The following is a 19,010-nucleotide window of genomic DNA, read 5'->3' on the forward strand; positions in this document are numbered from 1 at the left end:
GATCTTCTCAAGCGAGTGGTACATGATGTCGCCGATCGACCGGTTTCCGGCTCGGGCCATCGTACGGGAAACTTCCATATCAAACATGTCCGTGAACAGTTCTTTGCCCATGCCGTCCTGCATCGGAAGTGCATCCGCCAGAGCACTTTTGGGGATGGTCTGGCGCATGGTCTTGAGCAGGTAGTAAGTGAAAAACGACTCGAACTCCTTCGTTGCCTTGCGAAGCCGCGCTTTCTCGCCTTCAAGCGAACCCACGCGCTGACCCTTCAGTCGTTCGATATCGCCGTATGGATTGGGCGGCGCCGCTATGGGAACAGTTAGTTTCATTACATGATTACCAGCTCGCAACGGAGGGCACCGGCCTGTTTAAGAGCCTGGAAAATTGCCACGATATCTCGCGGCGTGGCGCCGATTTTGTTAAGAGCGTTGGCCACATCGGCCAACTTGACGCTCGCGTCGAGTTCTACCACCCGTGCAGCTTCCTGATCGACCGTAATCTCCGATTCACGCGTCACGACTGTCTGACCCTGGCTGAACGGTTCCGGCTGTGATACTAGCGGGTGCGACTTGATATTGACCGTGATAGTGCCGTGGGCGATCGCTACCGGTTCGATCATTACGTTCTGCCCGGCCACGATGGTGCCAGTGCGCTCGTTGATAACCACCCGCGCGTTGGCGTCCGGAACTATGGCCAACTGCCCGACATCCGACAGAAACTTGGTTCTCAGGCCCGGTGCAGCGAGCGAATCCGGCACGTGCAGCTTCACACTGCCGCCATCGACAGCATACGCCGTGGTACCATATTCGATATTTATCTGGTCGGCGATGCGCTGGGCCGTCGTCACGTCGGGATCATGTACCGAAAGAATGACCTCCTTGCTCGCCTCGTCAGCCGTAAGGACTCTTGTTACCTTGCCTCCCCCGGGCACACGCCCCACCAGGGTGTAGTTGTTGACGATCCGGTTGGTCTCGTCGACCTGAACGTTGAATCCACCGATCGACACCGCTCCCTGCCCCACACCGTACACGACACCGTCGGGGCCGGATAGCGGCGTCAGAAGCAGCGTGCCCCCTTGAAGAGAACTGGCATCGCCGATCGACGACACCGTGACGTCGAAATAGGCACCGTCCGTCATCCGGCTCGAAAGCCGCGCGGTCACGATGACAGCCGCGATGTTCTTGACTTTGACTTTGTTGGCATCAACCGTCAGCCCCATTCGCTGCATCATGTTGACCAGCGACTGCGTGGTGAACTGGGTTCCGTTGCCGTCGCCGGAACCGTCGAGGCCGATCACCAGCCCATAGCCGACCAGGTCAAGTTCGCGGCCATCCTGAAATGTACAGATATCCTTCACCCGCACCTGAGCCGCATCCACAGGCGTGCAGATGAGCATCAGCAGGAACAGGATAAAGAAGAATCCAGCCGGTGTGGCCAGTCGCATGTACAACCCCTGTACCATCGGTGTGCTCCTTAGAAAAACCAGCTTACCAGTCTGGCAAACCACCCCGGACGAGTCCCCGTGTCAACATTTCCCTTGCCTGTGTATTTGATCTCGGCATCGGCTATTTGATATGAGTTGACGGTATTATCCGGGCTTACATCCTTGGTGCGCACGACGCCGCTGAGGCTGATCGTCTCGCGGTCGTGCGAGATTCCCAACACCCGCGATCCCTCGATAATCAGATCACCGTTGTCCTTCACTCCCACCACCGTCACCGACATGCGGGCGCGAAGCGAGCCGTTCCGCAGGTTCTGCCCTTTGCCGTTGAAATTCACTTCGGATTCGGCATCCATGCTGAAAGCGGGAATGAATCTCAGGAGAGGCCCAACACCGGGGCCACCCTTGGTGGAGGCATCGTTGCTCTTCTCAGTTTTGGTCTGTACTTGATTCGAGGCCTGATTCTGTTCGTAGATCAACACCGTCAGTACGTCACCGACTTTGTGCGCTTTGATATCACTAAATAGCGACTGACTCTGTCCAAAATCCTGCCCCTTGCCCTTGAACGCAAACGGCAAAAGCAGCAGTATCAGAATGAACAGAAGTATGCGGCTGGCTTTCATGTCTTGCTCCTTGCATCCTATGACGTCACGGCATCACGGTGACGGTGGTCTGGTCGATCACTTTGGCGACCACGATTTTGCCGGATGTCCTATTTTTGACTCGCACATACTCACCGGCACGCCCCTTCTGAAGTGCCTGCCCCGAAGCGGTAACCGTGATAGCTCCGTCCGTGCAGACGATTGCCACCTCCCGCCCGACCTCAATGTCAGGGATTGGTTCGAGCGCACCGGCAGTGATTATCTGTCCTTTGCCGAGCGCGCGGCTCAGGCGCCGTCCGCTCAGTTCCTGCCACGAAACGATCGGCTGATCGTACACGGCGCTGATCTCCCTCCGCTGAAGCTCGGCATTCTCAGGAGAAACAAGCTCGTGTCGCCCGACCGGCCCACGGGCCACGAGCACATCGGCGAATTTTCTTATCTTCAGATTGACCTGCCCGGACTCCACGACACTGTCTTGTCGCTCGACCGCGACATACACGGTGTACAGACCAAGCGGCTCCTTGGTGCCGATGGGGCGTACGGTAGCCGTCAGGTCACCCATATCCGTCGTCTTCAACCGGTTCGAAATGACCTGTATTTCGTAGTAGTTCGCATCGAGATGATTCTGCGCGAGCACCTGCTGCGCGATTGTCTCATCCAGCGTCACTGCCTCCACGGAGACGGTCATGACCAAAGCCAGCATCACTTTACAGGCGGTGAAAGGAAATCCTCGTTTCATAGATCATCTCTTGAGGTTGTTGGCGATCTGCGCCATGTCATCGGCCGTCTGGATCGCCTTGGAGTTCATTTCGTACGCTCGCTGGGCGACAATCATGTTCACCATTTCATCCACCACCGAGACATTGGACATTTCCAGATACCCCTGATCGATCGTTCCCAATCCGCCCTGGGTCGGCACGTTGGTAGTGGCCGTGCCCGATGCCGCCGTGGGAACCAGCAGGTTCTTGCCAATCGCTGACAGACCAGCCGGATTGATGAACCGAGCCAATTCCAATTGCCCGAGTTGCGCGGGTGTATCCTGTCCGAACTGGATGACTTCGATCATGCCGTCCCCTCCCACTGCTATTGAGGTCGTGTTGTCTGGAATTGTGATCTGCGGCAATAGAAAGTAACCGTCGGACGTCACCACTCGACCATCTGCAGAAATCTTGAACGACCCGTCGCGCGTGTAGGCGGTGGTGCCGTCCGGTCGCTGAATCTGGAAAAACCCGTCACCATCGATCGCCAGATCGAGCGGGTTGCCGGTTTGCTGCAGATCGCCGGGGGAAAATTCGCGGGTACTCGATGCCGGGCGGGTCCCATAGCCGACCGCCAGGCCGGTTGGCACCTGTGCGCCGACGGCCGACGCAGACCCCGCTTTGCGGTAGTTCTGGTACAGCACGTCCTGAAATTCCAGTTTGCTTTTCTTAAAGCCGCTCGTGTTGACGTTCGCCAGGTTGTTGGCGATGTTGTCAACATTCATCTGCTGCGCCATCATGCCCGATGCAGCCGTTCGCATTGCTTTAATCATGGCACGTGTCCTTTATGTCCTATTGTTTGTTCTCTATCCGTTACCGGCGACCCGCTTGAACAGCGTGTCCAGCGATTCATCCTGCACCTGAAGCGCCTTGGCATTCGTTTCATAGGTGCGGTATGCTATCATCATGTCCACCATCTCGCGGACGATGTCTACATTGGAGGTTTCCAAATACCCTTGGCGAAGCATCGCATTGGCCGCCGGCGAAGTCTGCACGCCATCCGGCACCCGGAACAGTGAGCCCCCCACTTTCTCGAGTTTGTCCATATTGTCAACGGTCATTGGGATTATCCGTCCAGTCTGATTGCCGTCCACTTCGATTTCCCCACCCTGTCCTACATTGACCGCACCGTTGCCGACCAGTAACGGCCCGCTTTCGCCGATCACCCTGAAGCCCCCGGGATAGCTAAGGAAGCCGGCATTGTCGACCTGAAATGTGCCGGAGCGGGTCAGGAACTCGTTCCCATCCTGATCCTGCAAGCGAAAGAAACCGTCGCCGTCGATAGCCAGGTCTAACGGATTGTCGGTGCGATCAAATGTCCCCGGCGTGTAATCAACATAGGTCTCATTGACCATTGGTTTCTGCCAGTCGGTCTGCTTGGGGGTGAGTTTCTGCTCAGCTTTCGAGAGTTCCCGTATGAATATGGCGTCCTTCTTGTAGCCCGCAGTGGCGGCATTGGCGACGTTATTCGCCACCAGTTCCTGCTTCTTCACGCGCGGGATCATACCGGACGCCGAGGTGTACATACCCTTGATCATATAGTTCTCCGTCAGACGATTGAGCATGGCGCGTGCCACCGGGTCTGCGACGCACCTAACTCGTTGCTTCAACCGGAGATAACCGACTCGGTGCATATTGTGCGGTCGCCGGCAACAGAGAAATGGGGAATTATTTTCGGAGAGGATGAAGAAAGATTTTCGATTCGAGGCGGCGTTACTGAGGGATCTTCTCGAATTTTGCCTTGGTCTTGTTGATCAAGGTATCCATCGCTTCATGGAACTTCTCTTCACTGTACGATTCGCCGTTGGACTGCTGATAGAGTACGCAATCGGTCTTATAACCGAAGCATTTAAGCGACTCGGCGAGATAGCAGCAGCGCAGATAGGCGCACCGCTCGGTCTTTTGTTTGGACTCGGCCATAAGCTATGTCAGGAATATCGGCAGTCGGTTGCGAAACATTGAGAGTCGTTTCAGAGCCTGCGCGAAGCACTCGCTATCTGCATCTTGCTCTGGCCGTGTACGACCGCCCGGCAATTTCGTCAGACTCCTTCCTTTCGGATGAATTCGCTTCCCGATAGAATGCTTCCTGTCGCCGCTCTTTCAGTTTCTCGAAGATCTTTTTCTGCTTGGTGGCCTCGACCAGGCGGAGGCGTCGCTTTTCAGCTTCGCGCTCGAGACCTTTCAGAAGCTCCCCGCCAGTCAGGGAATCCCGTTTCAGCTTGAGCAGGTATCGGGAGGTCATCTGCAGGCGGAATGCCGCAATGCCCACTTCGGAATACCGTCGCTGAATATCCATGGTGGCGCCTCGCGCATTCTCGATCTCAGCCAGATGCTGTTCTTGTCGTTGGACCTGCAGAATCGCCACAGCATGCTCTTTTTGACGCTGTTTCTCCAGATGTTCCCGGAGACGCAGAAGCGGCTCCAGCCGATACTTGAACTTCTTCATGGGAAATCTGCTCAGGAATTGACGATCGCCGCCAATCCCTCAACCGCCTGTGCATGTTCGCACTGCTCGTATATCGCCTGACGGAAGAACGCATTCAGCGCGTCATATTTGGCTATCGCCAGATCGATCTTCGCGTTTGACCCTTTGACATACGCGCCGATGTTGATGAGATCTTCGGCCTCACGGTAGGTTGCAAACAGCTCACGCACTTTCGCCGCCAGTGCCATCTCTTCGGCCGTCGACACATCTTTCATCAGACGGCTGATGGAATCAAGACAGTCCACAGCCGGATACTGGTTCAGCGCCGCAAGTTTTCTGGAGAGCGCGACGTGACCGTCGAGAATCGAGCGCACGGCATCCGATATCGGCTCGTTGAAATCGTCCCCTTCCACCAGCACCGTGTAAAGTCCGGTGATCGAGCCGCGCTCGCTGGTGCCGGCCCGTTCGAGCAGGCCAGGCAACATCGCAAACACCGAAGGCGTGTACCCCTTGGTGGCGGGCGGCTCCCCCACGGCCAGACCGATCTCACGCTGGGCCATGGCCAAACGCGTCACCGAATCCATCAGGAGCATGACATCGTTTCCCTGGTCACGAAAATATTCGGCGATAGTGGTCGCCACCAGCGCCCCCTTGATACGTATCAACGCCGGTTGGTCAGAGGTCACAGCGACAACAACCGAACGCTCCATTCCTTTGGGACCGAGATCGCGTTCGATGAACTCGCGCACCTCTCTCCCCCGTTCGCCGACCAATGCTATCACGTTGACGTCGGCTGATGAGCTTCTCGCCATCATGCCCAACATGACCGATTTGCCAATACCGGAGCCGGCAAAAATACCCATCCTCTGCCCTTTTCCGACAGTTGATAAGAGATCGATCGCTTTGATACCGGTCCGGAGCGGCTGGGTGATTCGCTGGCGTGCCAGGGCTGCGATCGCGCGGCCATTGACAGCTCGGGTGGTCGAACTGGCAATCGGTCCTTTGCCGTCAAGTGGCTGCCCCAGACCCCCCAGCACCCGCCCGATGAGACGTGATGACACCGGCACACGCAACTGCTCGCCGGTCGAGGTCACTATCGCCCCCGGCGTAATACCCGAGATCGGTCCGAGCGGCATCAAAAGCAAACGGTTGTCGCGAAACCCGACAACCTCAGCTTTGATATAGGAACCGTCTTCCTGGTTTTCGATGCGGCAAAGCCGGCCGATGGAAACGGCCGGACCGATCGATTCGATGACCAGTCCGACTACCTGGGAGACTCTGCCAAACTGCTTGACCGTGCTGGCGCGCGCAATCCGGTCGGCGTACATGTCGTACGGCACAACACTCAAGCCGACTCCTCGGCGCCGACCAGCGTGTCGGCGATCACGTCAAACTGCGATTCGATCCTGGCGTCAATATCGCCGGTGGGAGTTTCGATAAAACAGCCGCCGTGGCGGACCCTGGGGTCCGCCTCGAAGGTTATCTCTTTGATCGCGGCCGAACTGCTCAGGAATCGGTTCATATTCTGTTCCATGATCGGAAGAAAGTCCGGGTGCACTCGGATTTTGAGCCGGGACCGATCGATGAGCTGATTGATGACGCCGTTGATGAGCTCGACCGTCGCCTCGCGGTCAGCCTCGATGGCATCGAATGTCACTTTGCGACTTACTTGCAGCACCAGTTCGAGAATGCGCGACTTCGCTTGCTGCAGGAGGGTCTCGCGCTGCGTCACTGCATCTTTGATGGCCTGGTCGAATCGCGCCAGTACCTGGCGGGCCTCGTCGAGCCCTTTGCGCACCCCGGCCTCATGCCCCGATTGGTATCCTTCATCCCGCGCAGACTCCTGCGCCTGCTGTAATGCCCGTTCGAACTTGACGACTTCGGTGATCGGGATGAACTTAACGTCGTCGCCGCTGGTAATGCACTCGACTGTCGGATAATGCTCGGCCAGGATGCGGACAGCTTTCGTCTCAGCTTGCAGGTCTCGTTGCCGTTCGCCGATAAACACCACCGGCGCGTCCGTGACATTTCGGACAATCTTAGACAATGATATCCTCTTTGCCGCCGCGGCCGGAAATGAATATCTGGCCTTCTTCTTCGAGGCGACGTACCGCTTCGACTATTCTCCCTTGTGCCGCCTCCACGTCAGAAAGGCGTGTTGGCCCCATGAATTCCATCTCTTCTTTGATCATGACCGCCACACGTTCGGAGACGTTGGCGAATATCTTCCCCTTGACCTCGTCGCTGGCCGCCTTGAGCGCAATCGACAGGTCCTTCGTCTCCACTTCTTTGAGCACCCGCTGGATGGAGCGGTCATCAAGCAACACGAGGTCGTCAAACACGAACATCATGTTCTTGATTTCAGCCGCCAGGTCCGGGTCCTCAGCCTCAAGCGATTGAAGAATATTTTTTTCCGCGGTGGTATCGATCAGGTTAAGGATTTCCGCGATAGCCTTGGCGCCTCCAGATACGGATAGGTCGCGACTCGATGACGCCCCGAAATGGCTTTCCAGCGTCCCTTCGATTTCCTTCAGAATCTCAGGAGAAATCTTCTCCATCGTGGCGATTCGAAGCGCTACTTCCGCCTGAAGCTCCGGCGTCAGTTCCGAAAGGACCGCCGCCGCCTGCTGCGGGCTCAGTTGCGTCATGACCAGCGAGATGGTCTGTGGGTGTTCATTCTGAAAGAACGCGCTGAGCTGCTTGGGGTCGATATCCTTAAGAAGCGAAAACCCTTTTGATTTGAACGAGGACTCGAGCCGGTGCAGGATCTCCTTGGCCTTGTGCGGGCCAACCGCTTTCTCGAGAATCTGCGAGGCAAAATCGACACCGCCCTGCGAGATGTACTGGCGCGCCATGAATATCTGATGGCACTCCTCGATTACCTTCTGCTCGATCTCGGGGGGGACGTCGCGTAGGTTGGCAATTTCCACCGTCACTTTTTCAAGATCGGCTTCCGACATCCCCTTCAGAACCAGCGCTGAAACCTCGGGACCGAAAGCCACCAGGGCAACTGCCGCCTTCTGCTGTGGTGTCATTACCTCGTATTCCATACCGACCTCTACTCAATCATGAGCGTCTTAATGACCTTGGCCACTTCTTCCGGCTTTTCCTTGGCCACGTGCTGCATCTGATCAACCAGGCGCGGCTTGCGCGGCTCCATCGCTATCGGCCCCGACTCTTCTTCGCCTCCCTGTTGCGCCTGCGCCCTTACCTGACGGGGCACTGAAGGCGGCAAAATCTGACCGAGTGCCGAAAACAGTTTCTTCGATTTACGCTTGAGATACAAGAGCGCCATGATGACCAGAAGTACGATGCCGACTTTCTTGGCAATTTCCCAGTAGAACTCCCGCTGATACATGGTATCAAGCTGCTGTTGTTCCACCTGAATCTGATCACGGTTGAATGGCACGTTGAACAGCTCGATCTGATCGTTTCGCTGTGAATCGAATCCGACAGCGTTTCGCACGACCGCCGCCAGGCGATCCAGTTCTTCCTGCGACCGCGGCTGGTACACTTTCTCGCCGGCCTCGCCGCCCGCGGCTTGCTCGGAATAGGTGCCGTCGACCGTGACGGCCACCGACAGCCGGTTGATCGTTCCGACTGCGTTGACTATATGCTCGACCGTCTTGTTCAACTCGTAGTTGGTGACATAGGTCTCTGAGTTTTCCTGCTGGGAACTACCAACACTGTCCTGGGCTTTGTTGCTTGAGTTGTTGGTCGTCTTGGTGTGCTCTTCACTCCGGATCTGCGAATTGTCCGGGTCGAACTTCTCTTCCGTCCGTTCCAGCTGCTGGAAATTCAATTCTGCCGTGACCCGCACGATTGCCTTGCCGGGTCCAAGCACGCCGTCCAGCATAGACTGAGCTTTTTCTTCGAGATACTTTTCCACCTGTTGCCGGACATCGAGCTGCGAACTTGACATACCGGCCAACGGGTCCGCTTTCTGGCCACCCGAGATCAGATTCCCCTCATAATCGACTATGGTGATGTTGCCTGGACTCAGACCTTCGACCGATGATGCTACCAGATGGGTGATTCCATTCACCTGCTGCCGCCCTAATTGCGAATGCCCCTTTAGCTTCAGTAATACTGAGGCGGTCGCCTCACGTTTGTCTTCCTTGAACAGCCGGTCCTTGGGAATGACGATATGCACCCGCGCCGCCTGTACTTCGGAAAGCTGCATGATCGTCTTGGTCAGTTCCCCTTCCAGCGCGCGCCGGAAATTGAGATTCTGAAGGAAATCGGTCATCCCCAGATTGTTCTTGTCGAATATGGAGTACCCCATCACGCCCCCCTTGGGCAGCCCTTCGGCGGCCAGCGAAATGCGGGTCTTGTATACCTGGTCCGAGGGAACTTCAATCGAGGTTCCGTTGTCGGTCAGTTTGTATGGGATCTTCTGGTCGCCGAGATAGGAGACTATCTCGCCGGCTTCACCTTCGTCCAGATGGGTGTAGAGGCGAGCATAGTTGACATCCTTCACCCAGCCGACCACAAAGAAGATACCAACGATAGTACCACCCGCCAGGCCAAACAGCATCATCACCTGGCTTGCCGTCATGTTGGCCACATAGGCGGAGAAGTTCTTAAAGCCGCTTTTCAGATCGTTCATGGCAATTCCTATTGTCTATCACGGTTCAGCCGTCCCTGGCTGAATGGCGTGCCGCTGGTCGTTCTGACTAAATCGGCATGCGCATAAGTTCGTTATAGGCATTCAACAGCTTGTTCCGGATCTCCAAGAGGAGATCCATCGTCAGCCCTGCTTCCTCCGCTTTGATCATCACATCGTGCAGCTCGATCGGCTCGCCGGACATGAACGCCTGCTGCGCCTGTCCCGCCGAGTGCTGCGCGTCGTTGACGCCGTTCAGGAAATTTGAGAACATTTCGGTGAAATTGGCCTGGGCCGCCCCTTCCGGCGCCATCTCGTCGAGCACCGTCTTCCGTCCAAGCCGCTCGACCAGCCCAGGTACGAGCCGCGTGACATTGTTCACCGGTGTCGCCATGGTCACACTTTCACGTCGATGATCTGCCCGACCATCGGATCTGGCGCTTCGGCGGCGGCAGTTGCCTTATAGCCGGTCCCGAACCGCTGGTTGTCTTTGAATCGGGCGAATAGAAGTTCGAGTGCTTTTTGTTCGTCGACCGACAGAAAATCGGCGTAGCTCCCCTTGGGCGCCGTCACGGCCAGTTTCGATCCCGAAGTGCCTTCCTGCGGTTCAATAACAACGGTAGCATCGTTCGTCGGTCGTGCGGCCGGATCCTGAGTGACCGGCAGTTGGTTGTCCCGACGATTGACCTGCTGGTACGATTGTATGCCGACTTGGTTGATGTTCATATTATCTCTCTCACTTTCCCGATATCTCGATAGCATCTCTGGCCATCTGTTTGGCGGCGGCGATCGCGTTGGCATTCGCTTCATACGCCCGGCTGGCCGACATCATGTCCACCATCTCATTGATGATCTCCACGTCCGGCATTTTCACGTATCCTTGTTCGTCCGCATCCGGATTGGTTGGATCATACACCAGCTTGAAACTCGAGGCCGGATCGGTGACCTCGCGTGGCTTGGCCGATGACATCTCAAGTTGGTCTCGAATGATGAGTGACTTACCCGGCCGATGTCCAGGATCAGTCTGCGCCAGCGGTGTTTGGGCCTGTTGCAGAAATGACTCGAACGACCCGGGCTCCTTCTGCTCCGCCACCAGAACGCGCTTGCGCCGGTACGGCCCACCCTCGGTCGTTTCGGTCGTCTCGGCGTTGGCGATATTCTCCGCCACCACGTTCATTTTCAATCGTTGGACCGTGAGACCCTGGGATGAGACTTCTATGGAATGGAATATGCCGCCCATGATGATCTCCTTATTCGCTCTTTATCGCGTTGCGAAGACCGGCGAACTTCATCTGGAGCAGCCGCGCCGCCACCGAGTACGCCAGTTGGTTCTGCACCATGCCGGCCATCTCGTGATCCACGTCAATAGAGTTCATATCGCCATTCGCGATCCGTGCTTCTTTCACATCCGGCGTCCGTTCCTGATGCGCTCCGATGGGCAAGTGGTGGACATCGGTGCGAGTCCCCGCAAGATGGTTGGACTTGGCGGTCAGGCGATTGAACTCCCCCTGGAAATCGATATCGCGCGATTCATAGCCGGGCGTGGCGACGTTGGCCAGATTGCCGCTGATGAGTTTCTGTCGAAACGAGCCGAGATTGAGATATTTCCGAAAGGTGGGCACCGCCATCTTGTCGAAAATGAACTGCGTCAGCTTGTTGTCCATACCTTCGTTTTCGTATACACGATCTCCGACCGGTGCAAAGCAAGGGCGGTGCCAAGCTCCCGCGTGATGCGGTAATGCTATGCGAATCAATTGAATAGCGGCGACGAGGCAGTGCGCTCGGCCGGCGTCAAAGGTAGTTATCGGAAACGATTTCCAACGATGATGGAAGATTTGTATCGGTGCTACAAGGTGTCACCCGCCGCGACGGCAGGATAGTATAGTTGCGATGATGGCTCTTTGAGGGTCTGTTCCATCGTCAATATCACGATATCCACCCGGCGGTTTTGGGCGCGGTTTTCGATGGAGTTGTTCGGTCTGACCGGACGGTACTCACCATAGCCGAGCGCCGATATTTGATCCGGTTTGACCGCCCCCTCGTCGACAAAGAACCGTACCACTGAGGTTGCCCGCGCTGACGATAACTCCCAGTTCGACGGATACTGGATCGTACTGATAGGGCGGTCATCGGTGTGTCCTTCGATACGGATATGATTGGGCAGGCCGCTGATCTTGCCCGCGATGAGGTCGAGCATCTCCACCGCACGCAGTTCGAGATTGGCGGAGGCTTCCTTGAACAGCGCCGACTCCATAATATGCACCACCAATCCGCGCTCGGTGATCTCGGCTTTGAATTCGTTCTGGCGGTTGACTTCCTTGAACCGCTCCGCAAGCTGCTTTTGGATCATATTCAGGTCACCGAGCTTGAGCACGCCGTGACCGGTTTTACTCTTTTCCGCAGGGCGTTTAACCAACTGGTCCCCACCCTTCAGCACACCTTGAAGCGCCTCTGCCATCTTGCCGAATTTTTTGGCATCGATCTGCGACATGGAGTACATAACCACGAAAAAGGCCAGGAGTAATGTGATCAAGTCGGCGTAGGTGAGCAGCCAGCGTTCGAGGTTCTCGTGGCCGTCATGCTTCTTACGGGTACGGCGCACGGCTCAGACCTCGCCGCGGCGGTGCTGCGGAGCAATAAATGAATGGAGACGAGTCCGGATATTTCGCGGATTGTCGCCGGACTGGATCGCCACAACCCCCTCTGTGATCAATTCGAGATGGGCCATTTCCTCCTCGTGACGAAGGCGCAGCTTGTCCGAGACCGGTAGGAAAAACAGGTTGGCCAATCCCACTCCCCAGAGCGTGGCAATGAAAGCGGCAGCTATCGAAGCTGCCATGCGACTGGCATCGGAAGTGTTCCCCAGTGTGTGCACCAGACCGAGTACAGTTCCCAAGATTCCCAATGTTGGCGCAAACCCGCCGGCTTTTTGGAAAAACGTGATACCTCGCTTGTGACGTTCCTCGACATACGCCATCTCGGTCTCCAGTATCTCCCGCAATACCGTGACTTCCGTGCCATCGATCACCAGTTGAACCCCCTTACGATAGAACGGATCGTGGATCCGCTTGAGATCCCCTTCGAGTCCCAGAATCCCCTCGCGTCGCGCCTTCTCCGCCATGCGGACGATTGATTCGATGGTCGCAGTGAGAGGATGAGACGGGCCAAAGAAAGCCAGTCGGAGATAGCTTGGAACCCTCTTCACCGTATGTATAGACGTCGTAATGATGGTCGCCCCAAGCGTGCCACCGATCACCAGGAGAATAGGGGCGGTGATGAAAATGGCGTCAAGCTCGCCCCCTTCCAACTTGAAGGCACCCAGGACCGCACCGAATGCGAGAATCAGACCGATGGCTGTTGCAAGATCCATGACCGACGGTGTCCGTTCCGTTTATCGTGACCTGTTTATTATTTGCGCATTTTGTGCGCACAACGGGGCTTTACCCCGTCTGGCATAATATCGGCAGGAAATCCGGTTTATAAAGCCGGGTGATGTGTGATCTCCAGCGGGTCCAGGTGGAAGGCGGCCTACGTGGCTTTCTCGTCTTCGTATTCGGCCAGTTTGTTGCGGATGGTGCGGGTGGTGATACCGAGCGCCTCGGCGGCCCTGGTCTTGTTGCCGTTGAACTTCTCCAAGGTCTTGAGAATCAGATATTTGCTCCCCTCTTCGAGCTTCATCGGAATCTTCAACATCGGCATGTCATCGGGCATCTGTCCGAGCGCCAGCTCGACGGGAAAATCATCTTCGGTCAGGAGTTCGGCGCGCGAAGTAACCACGGCACGCTCGATGAGATTCTCCAGCTCTCGAACGTTACCCGGCCAGTGATATTTCACGAACAGCCGCAGCGCGGCATCGTTCAGCCCTTTGACCTGCTTGTGGTTCTCGCGATTGTACCGCTCGACGAAGTGGTTCACCAGCGGTGCAATGTCTTCCTTTCGATCGTTCAGTCGCGGCAAATAAATGGGAATGACATTCAACCGATAAAACAGATCTTCCCGAAACAGCCCGGCTGAGATGAACTCCTTCAGGTTCCTGTTTGAGGTCGCAATGATGCGTACATCGACAGAAATAGTGGTGCTGGAACCGACGCGTTCAAACTCCCGTTCCTGGATGACCCGAAGCAGCTTCGATTGCAGATTGAGCGGCATCTCGGAGATTTCATCCAGAAGCAGCGTACCGCCATCGGCCAGTTCGAACCGGCCCCGATTAGTTTTTTTAGCGTCGGTGAATGCCCCCTTCTCATAGCCGAACAGCTCCGCCTCGACCAATGATTCCGGCAATGCGGCACAGTTCAGCTTCACGAATGGGCCCTCACGACGGTTGGATGCATAATGGATCGCCCGTGCGACCAGCTCCTTGCCGGTACCGGACGCCCCGGTGATCATCACGGTGGAGCGGGCATCGGCCACCGACTGGATGAGGTCGAATATCTCCTTCATGATCTTGGATTTGCCGATGATATTCTGAAACCGGTCGGCCAGATCTCTGCGAAGCAGGCTGTTCTCAGTCTTAAGGTGGATCAACTCGGCGATGCGGGACATGATATGCTCGACAGCATCCGGCGAGACCGGCTTCAGGAGAAAATCGTAGGCGCCCCGTTTGATCGCCTTCACCGCCGTCTCCACCGTGCCGTATGCCGTCATGATCACGACCACTACTTCCGGATTCAACCGTTTGAGATGATCCAGAAGCGCCAGTCCGTCGATCTCCTTCATTTTCAAATCAGTCAGCACGATATCGAAAGAGCGGGCTTTGAATTTCACCAACGCCTCCTCACCGGAGAGTACCGACACACAGTCGTACCCGGCGCGAGCCAGAGTCTCGGTGAGGTAATCGTTCACCAGTCTGTCGTCGTCGACGACCAACACGGAATACTTCATAGTCCCTGCTCCCTGTTCACATGATCCATTTTGACCGGCAGCAAAATGCGGAATCGCGCGCCCCCTTCGGGTCGGTTGTCCGCCACGAGGTCACCGCCATGTGCCTTTATGATCTTCCAAGCCACCGCGAGTCCCAGGCCGTTTCCATCAAGTTTGGTGGTGAAGAACGGCGCGAATATCCGGTCAATATGCTCCGGCGCAATTCCGGGTCCGCTATCCGCAACGGTAGTTTCCAAAACGGTGTCATCAAGCCCGAGCAGAAGTCGCTCACCGTACAGATGTGTCGCGCGCTGCCTGCTCAGCCGCTCGCACCCGATTTCGACCCGGCCGCTCTCGCCGCACGCCTCAAGCGCGTTCTGGAACAGGTTGAACAGAAGTTGCCGCATCAACATGGGATCGATCCACACCGTTGATGATGCACCATCCGATCCGACCGAACCGCGCACCACGATACTGAGCGGGGCTGCTCGTTCGGCGTTGTCGCGCCTGAACTGCTCGATAGTCCGATGAAGGAACTCTTCGATATTTGTTTCTTCCTTGTTGACCTCGTCAAACCGGGAATAATTGAGAAGCGTGGTGACTGTTTTGTTGAGACTCTCTACCCCGTGCATGATCTTCTCGACCAGCGCGCGGCGAGCATCATCATCGGGAAGGTCTCGAAGCAACAAGGCCGCAAAACCACCTATCCCCGCCAGCGGGTTGCGGACCTCATGGGCGATAGTCGCCGCCATTTCACCCAGCGCCGCCAGCGTGTTCAGCCGCGCCAGTTCATGTTCCATCCGCTTGAGCTTGGTCAGATCATGGAGCACCTCAACCGCTCCCGCCGGACGGCCCTCGTTATCCCGCAACAGCGCCGTCGAAGCCGAGAGGTGCAGCCGCGCGCCATCGGCCAGATTGATAACTCGTTCGACCGAATCGACCGCGCGCCCGGTCTCCGCCGCTCTCAGACAGTTGGCGTCGATAGGGGTACCGGGAGTGATGATATCTCTATATGGCCTCCCCAACGGCTCCTCAAGCGGCAGTCCGAATAACAGGGATGCCGCCGGGTTGAAATGCGTGATCCGGCCGCTCTGGTCCACCGCGATCACGCCGACTCCCAGCGAGTTGAGAATGCCGTTGAGAAACTCCGTGGCCGCGAGGTTCTTTTGCGTCATTTCGACCAGTTTGCGGTTAGTCTCCGCCAGACGGTCATTCTGCGCGGTGAACTCTTCCTTCAGCTCGAGATATTGCCGCTGCAGGCCGTTGATTATCCGGTTGAATGAGGCATACGACTCGGCAAACTGCGCCACATTCGGTTCTGCGTCTATGGCTGTCGGGGTAAACTCTGCCTGCTGCTCATCCATGGGAACAATGGTCCTCCATTGCAGCGAGAGTAGGCCAGATTTGGCGTCTATTCAACAAAAACTTTGATCAGAAGTAGCTGGCTAGTTCGGCGGCAATATCCTCTATGGGCACGATATGGTCGGCGATGCCGGCTTCGATGACGGCTCTCGGCATCCCATACACCACGCAGGTGGCTTCGTTTTGGGCGATCACTACGCCCCCCTTCTGCTTGAGATTGGTCAAACCGACCACCCCGTTGTTCCCCATGCCGGTCAGGATAATCCCCATTGCTGTGGAGGTATAGCTTTCGGCGACTGAGTTCATCATGACGTCAACGCACGGCCGGTAGAGGGTGTTGGCAGGCTGGTCGGAAACAATCACGGTGGCCGAGCCTCCCCGTTTTCGCACGGTTATCTGGCGCCCGCCGGGCGCCAGCAGCACGACTCCCGGCTGGACTGATTCGCCGTCGACCGCTTCACGCACGGCCACCTGCGAAAGGCCATCCAACCGCTCCGCCAGTGACTTGGTAAACATGGGCGGTATGTGTTGGGCGATGACAATACCCACCGGGAGGTTGCGCGGCAATTTCGGAATGATGCCCTGAAGCGCGGGCGGTCCGCCGGTCGAGGAGCCGATCGCAACGATGCCGATCGGGTGGTTTCGCCGACGGGTTGTCCGTATCGAAGCAGGTGTTGCGGTTGTGGCCACAGCCAGGTTGCCAACACCGAGCTTGCCCCTGGCACCAGTCCCGCCCAATTGTCGCTGCCGGTGACGAGCCATGAGCAGGTGCTTGCGCCTGGCGATATCCTTGATCTTGGCCAGCAATTCTCCTTTGATCTTCACAATGTCCAAACTCACGAATGACATCTGCTTGGGAATGAAATCAACAGCTCCCAGGTCAAGCGCCTCAAACGTGGCATGCGCCCCTTCGGTCGTCAGCGATGACACCATCATGACCGGCACCGGATCGGTGGCCATGATCTGACGCAATGCAGTCAGGCCGTCCATCCGCGGCATTTCGATATCCATGGTGACCAAATCCGGCTTGAGCAGACGGACCTTCTCGATCGCCTCCTCGCCGTCCCGCGCGGTCCCGACAACTTTGATCGTAAGGTCCGACTCGAGCATAAGCGTGAGGGCCTTACGCATAAAGGCGGAATCATCCACCACCACAACGTTTATTGTCTTCTCCGGCACGCTGCTCATCGAACCATCATCCTACGCCAGTCGATGTGCGATATTGAACAAACCCAACAGGTCGACTATCAACCTAATCCGTCCATCCCCAAGTATGGTGGCACCGGCAATTCCTTCGGTGGCACCGAAATACTGGCCCAGTGACTTAATGACCACTTCTTCCTGGCCCAGGAACCGATCGATATTGATGCCCAACTTCTTGTCGGCCAGCCCGACCACCACCACATACGGCTTTTCCGCCAGGGACAGACCGCGGCGGTTTCGTCGCAACACATCACCGACATTGATCACCGGGATGACCTCGTCGCGGAGCCGCAGAACGGGGCGGCCATTGACGAAGGAAATGTCCGCCTGGTTCGCTTTCACGGTTTCGAACACCGACGACAACGGCAGGACAAACATCTCGCCGTCGGATTCGATAAGCAGTCCCTGGATAATGGCCAGCGTCAGCGGAAGTTTGATTGTCAAGGTCGTTCCCCGATCGCGGGCCGACTCCAGTTCGATCAATCCGCTTAGCTTCTCGATATTGGTTCGGACGACATCCATCCCCACGCCGCGGCCGGACACACCGGACACCACCTTGGCCGTGGAAAAACCCGGCTCGAAGATGAACCGGAACAGTTCCTTTTCCGACATGCGGTCAACTTCGGCTCGCCCGGCCATTCCCCGTTCCACCGCCTTGTTCCGGATGGCAGCGACATCGAGCCCCTTCCCGTCATCCTGTATACGCAGCACGATATTCGAGCCCTCCTGGCTCGCTTGCATAGTGATCGTTCCTTTTGCGGGCTTCCCTTTGGCTATCCGGTCCTCAGGTGATTCGATACCGTGATCGCAGGAGTTCCGTATGATATGCACCAGCGGATCCCCGATCTCTTCGATAACCGACTTATCGAGTTCGGTGTCCTCTCCCGACATGATTAGTTCGATCTGTTTGTGGCTGTCGCGACTGAGATCGCGAACCAGGCGCGGAAACTTGCTGAACACTTTTCCGACCGGCTGCATGCGCATCTTCATTACCGCCATTTGTAACTCGGTCGTGATGTAGTTCACGGAGGCCGCCGCCTGATTGAGCTGTTGCACCTGCGCGTTGCCTTCGAACGCCGAGGTGATACGCGAGATCGTCTGCATGAGGCTGTTCCGGCCGAGCACCAGTTCACCCATCAGGTTCATGAGCGAATCAAGTCGATTCACATCCACGCGGATGGTCTGGTCCGCGGAAACCTTCTTGTCGACTCCTGGCTTGGGCTGGGCGGCCACCGCCAACGGCTCTGCCGCCGGTGCCGGAGTCGCTACGTCCTCTGCAGGTGACGCTTTGATCGCAGCGACTTCAACGACCGGGGAAGCCTCCGGCAACACCGGAGCGGACCCGCCAGTCTGTATCGCCACCAGATTTGCTACGATCTGAGTGAGATCGAGCCGCTCCGTATTGCGAGCTCTGACATTCTCGATCAACGTCATGAGCAGGTCGAGCGACGCCAGCAGGACGTCCATTATCTCAGGCGTCACCGCCAGTTCAGCTTTACGCAGCTTATTCAGGACGTCTTCCATTTTGTGGGTCAACTCGGTGACCTGATCGAAGCCAAGGAAACTCGAGGTCCCTTTGATCGTGTGCGCGGCGCGGAAAATTTCGTTCAACAGATTTAAGTCCGACGGCATCGTCTCCAGTTTCACCAGGTTGGTATCCAGTGAATGCAGGAGTTCATCGGTCTCGACCAGGAAATCGTCGATGATTTCCTTCATTTCGTCCAGTTGGAGTTCCGTCTCGTTGGACATGCTGTC

Annotated in this window: 21 protein-coding genes and 1 pseudogene; all 22 read right to left on the minus strand. The window is 56.7% G+C overall.

What is annotated here, in order from left to right:
* Positions 1-30: 30 nt before the first annotated feature.
* Positions 31-327 (minus strand): annotated as a pseudogene (locus AB1644_02190) (rod-binding protein).
* Positions 327-1,460 carry a flagellar basal body P-ring protein FlgI gene (locus AB1644_02195; GenBank protein ID MEW6049858.1) on the minus strand — a complete coding sequence of 378 codons (1,134 nt, stop codon included), beginning with the start codon at positions 1,458-1,460 and terminating at the stop codon, positions 327-329. The pseudogene AB1644_02190 and the gene AB1644_02195 overlap by 1 nt, the downstream one beginning before the upstream one ends.
* Before the next feature lie 11 nt (positions 1,461-1,471).
* Complete coding sequence (locus AB1644_02200; protein ID MEW6049859.1) at positions 1,472-2,062, minus strand: flagellar basal body L-ring protein FlgH; 591 nt, start codon at positions 2,060-2,062, stop codon at positions 1,472-1,474.
* A gap of 25 nt (positions 2,063-2,087) precedes the next feature.
* The gene (flgA, locus tag AB1644_02205) at positions 2,088-2,780 is read right to left on the minus strand and encodes a flagellar basal body P-ring formation chaperone FlgA (GenBank protein MEW6049860.1); all 693 of its coding nucleotides are present in this window, start codon (positions 2,778-2,780) and stop codon (positions 2,088-2,090) included.
* 3 nt (positions 2,781-2,783) lie between these two features.
* Positions 2,784-3,572 carry a flagellar basal-body rod protein FlgG gene (gene flgG / locus AB1644_02210; protein ID MEW6049861.1) on the minus strand — a complete coding sequence of 263 codons (789 nt, stop codon included), beginning with the start codon at positions 3,570-3,572 and terminating at the stop codon, positions 2,784-2,786.
* Between the two features lie 33 nt (positions 3,573-3,605).
* On the minus strand, positions 3,606-4,364 hold the full coding sequence (flgF, locus tag AB1644_02215; GenBank protein ID MEW6049862.1) for a flagellar basal-body rod protein FlgF: 759 nt from the start codon (positions 4,362-4,364) through the stop codon (positions 3,606-3,608).
* 148 nt (positions 4,365-4,512) lie between these two features.
* Entirely contained in the window at positions 4,513-4,719 is a 207-nt protein-coding gene (locus AB1644_02220; GenBank protein ID MEW6049863.1) for a hypothetical protein, read from the minus strand.
* A gap of 73 nt (positions 4,720-4,792) precedes the next feature.
* On the minus strand, positions 4,793-5,245 hold the full coding sequence (gene fliJ / locus AB1644_02225) for a flagellar export protein FliJ (protein MEW6049864.1): 453 nt from the start codon (positions 5,243-5,245) through the stop codon (positions 4,793-4,795).
* Positions 5,246-5,256: 11 nt separating this feature from the next.
* Positions 5,257-6,552: a FliI/YscN family ATPase gene (locus AB1644_02230; GenBank protein MEW6049865.1), complete on the minus strand. Its 1,296-nt coding sequence runs from the start codon at positions 6,550-6,552 to the stop codon at positions 5,257-5,259.
* Positions 6,553-6,569: 17 nt separating this feature from the next.
* Positions 6,570-7,271: a FliH/SctL family protein gene (locus AB1644_02235; protein MEW6049866.1), complete on the minus strand. Its 702-nt coding sequence runs from the start codon at positions 7,269-7,271 to the stop codon at positions 6,570-6,572.
* The gene (gene fliG, locus AB1644_02240) at positions 7,264-8,274 is read right to left on the minus strand and encodes a flagellar motor switch protein FliG (GenBank protein ID MEW6049867.1); all 1,011 of its coding nucleotides are present in this window, start codon (positions 8,272-8,274) and stop codon (positions 7,264-7,266) included. Before fliG ends, AB1644_02235 begins: the two co-directional genes overlap by 8 nt.
* Before the next feature lie 8 nt (positions 8,275-8,282).
* Positions 8,283-9,833: a flagellar basal-body MS-ring/collar protein FliF gene (fliF, locus tag AB1644_02245; GenBank protein ID MEW6049868.1), complete on the minus strand. Its 1,551-nt coding sequence runs from the start codon at positions 9,831-9,833 to the stop codon at positions 8,283-8,285.
* Between the two features lie 67 nt (positions 9,834-9,900).
* Positions 9,901-10,224 (minus strand): flagellar hook-basal body complex protein FliE, encoded by a 324-nt coding sequence (gene fliE, locus AB1644_02250; protein ID MEW6049869.1) that lies wholly within the window; start codon positions 10,222-10,224, stop codon positions 9,901-9,903.
* Between the two features lie 2 nt (positions 10,225-10,226).
* Positions 10,227-10,556, minus strand: a complete 330-nt coding sequence (locus AB1644_02255; protein ID MEW6049870.1) for a hypothetical protein — start codon at positions 10,554-10,556, stop codon at positions 10,227-10,229.
* Positions 10,557-10,566: 10 nt separating this feature from the next.
* Positions 10,567-11,070, minus strand: coding sequence for a flagellar basal body rod protein FlgC (gene flgC, locus AB1644_02260; GenBank protein ID MEW6049871.1), 504 nt, complete (start codon positions 11,068-11,070; stop codon positions 10,567-10,569).
* A gap of 10 nt (positions 11,071-11,080) precedes the next feature.
* On the minus strand, positions 11,081-11,494 hold the full coding sequence (flgB, locus tag AB1644_02265; protein MEW6049872.1) for a flagellar basal body rod protein FlgB: 414 nt from the start codon (positions 11,492-11,494) through the stop codon (positions 11,081-11,083).
* Between the two features lie 182 nt (positions 11,495-11,676).
* A complete protein-coding gene (locus AB1644_02270; protein ID MEW6049873.1) occupies positions 11,677-12,432 on the minus strand; it encodes a flagellar motor protein MotB in 756 nt (251 codons plus the stop codon).
* A gap of 3 nt (positions 12,433-12,435) precedes the next feature.
* Positions 12,436-13,200 (minus strand): flagellar motor protein, encoded by a 765-nt coding sequence (locus tag AB1644_02275; GenBank protein ID MEW6049874.1) that lies wholly within the window; start codon positions 13,198-13,200, stop codon positions 12,436-12,438.
* Between the two features lie 158 nt (positions 13,201-13,358).
* Positions 13,359-14,711, minus strand: a complete 1,353-nt coding sequence (locus tag AB1644_02280; protein MEW6049875.1) for a sigma-54 dependent transcriptional regulator — start codon at positions 14,709-14,711, stop codon at positions 13,359-13,361.
* A complete protein-coding gene (locus AB1644_02285) occupies positions 14,708-16,054 on the minus strand; it encodes an ATP-binding protein (protein ID MEW6049876.1) in 1,347 nt (448 codons plus the stop codon). The genes AB1644_02280 and AB1644_02285 overlap by 4 nt, the downstream gene beginning before the upstream one ends.
* A 67-nt stretch (positions 16,055-16,121) precedes the next feature.
* On the minus strand, positions 16,122-17,240 hold the full coding sequence (locus tag AB1644_02290) for a chemotaxis response regulator protein-glutamate methylesterase (protein MEW6049877.1): 1,119 nt from the start codon (positions 17,238-17,240) through the stop codon (positions 16,122-16,124).
* A 12-nt stretch (positions 17,241-17,252) separates the two neighbouring features.
* On the minus strand, positions 17,253-19,004 hold the full coding sequence (locus AB1644_02295; protein ID MEW6049878.1) for a chemotaxis protein CheA: 1,752 nt from the start codon (positions 19,002-19,004) through the stop codon (positions 17,253-17,255).
* Positions 19,005-19,010: the final 6 nt, after the last annotated feature.

It is taken from the genome of Candidatus Zixiibacteriota bacterium (assembly GCA_040753875.1).
Lineage (GTDB): Bacteria > Zixibacteria > MSB-5A5 > GN15 > FEB-12 > DATKJY01.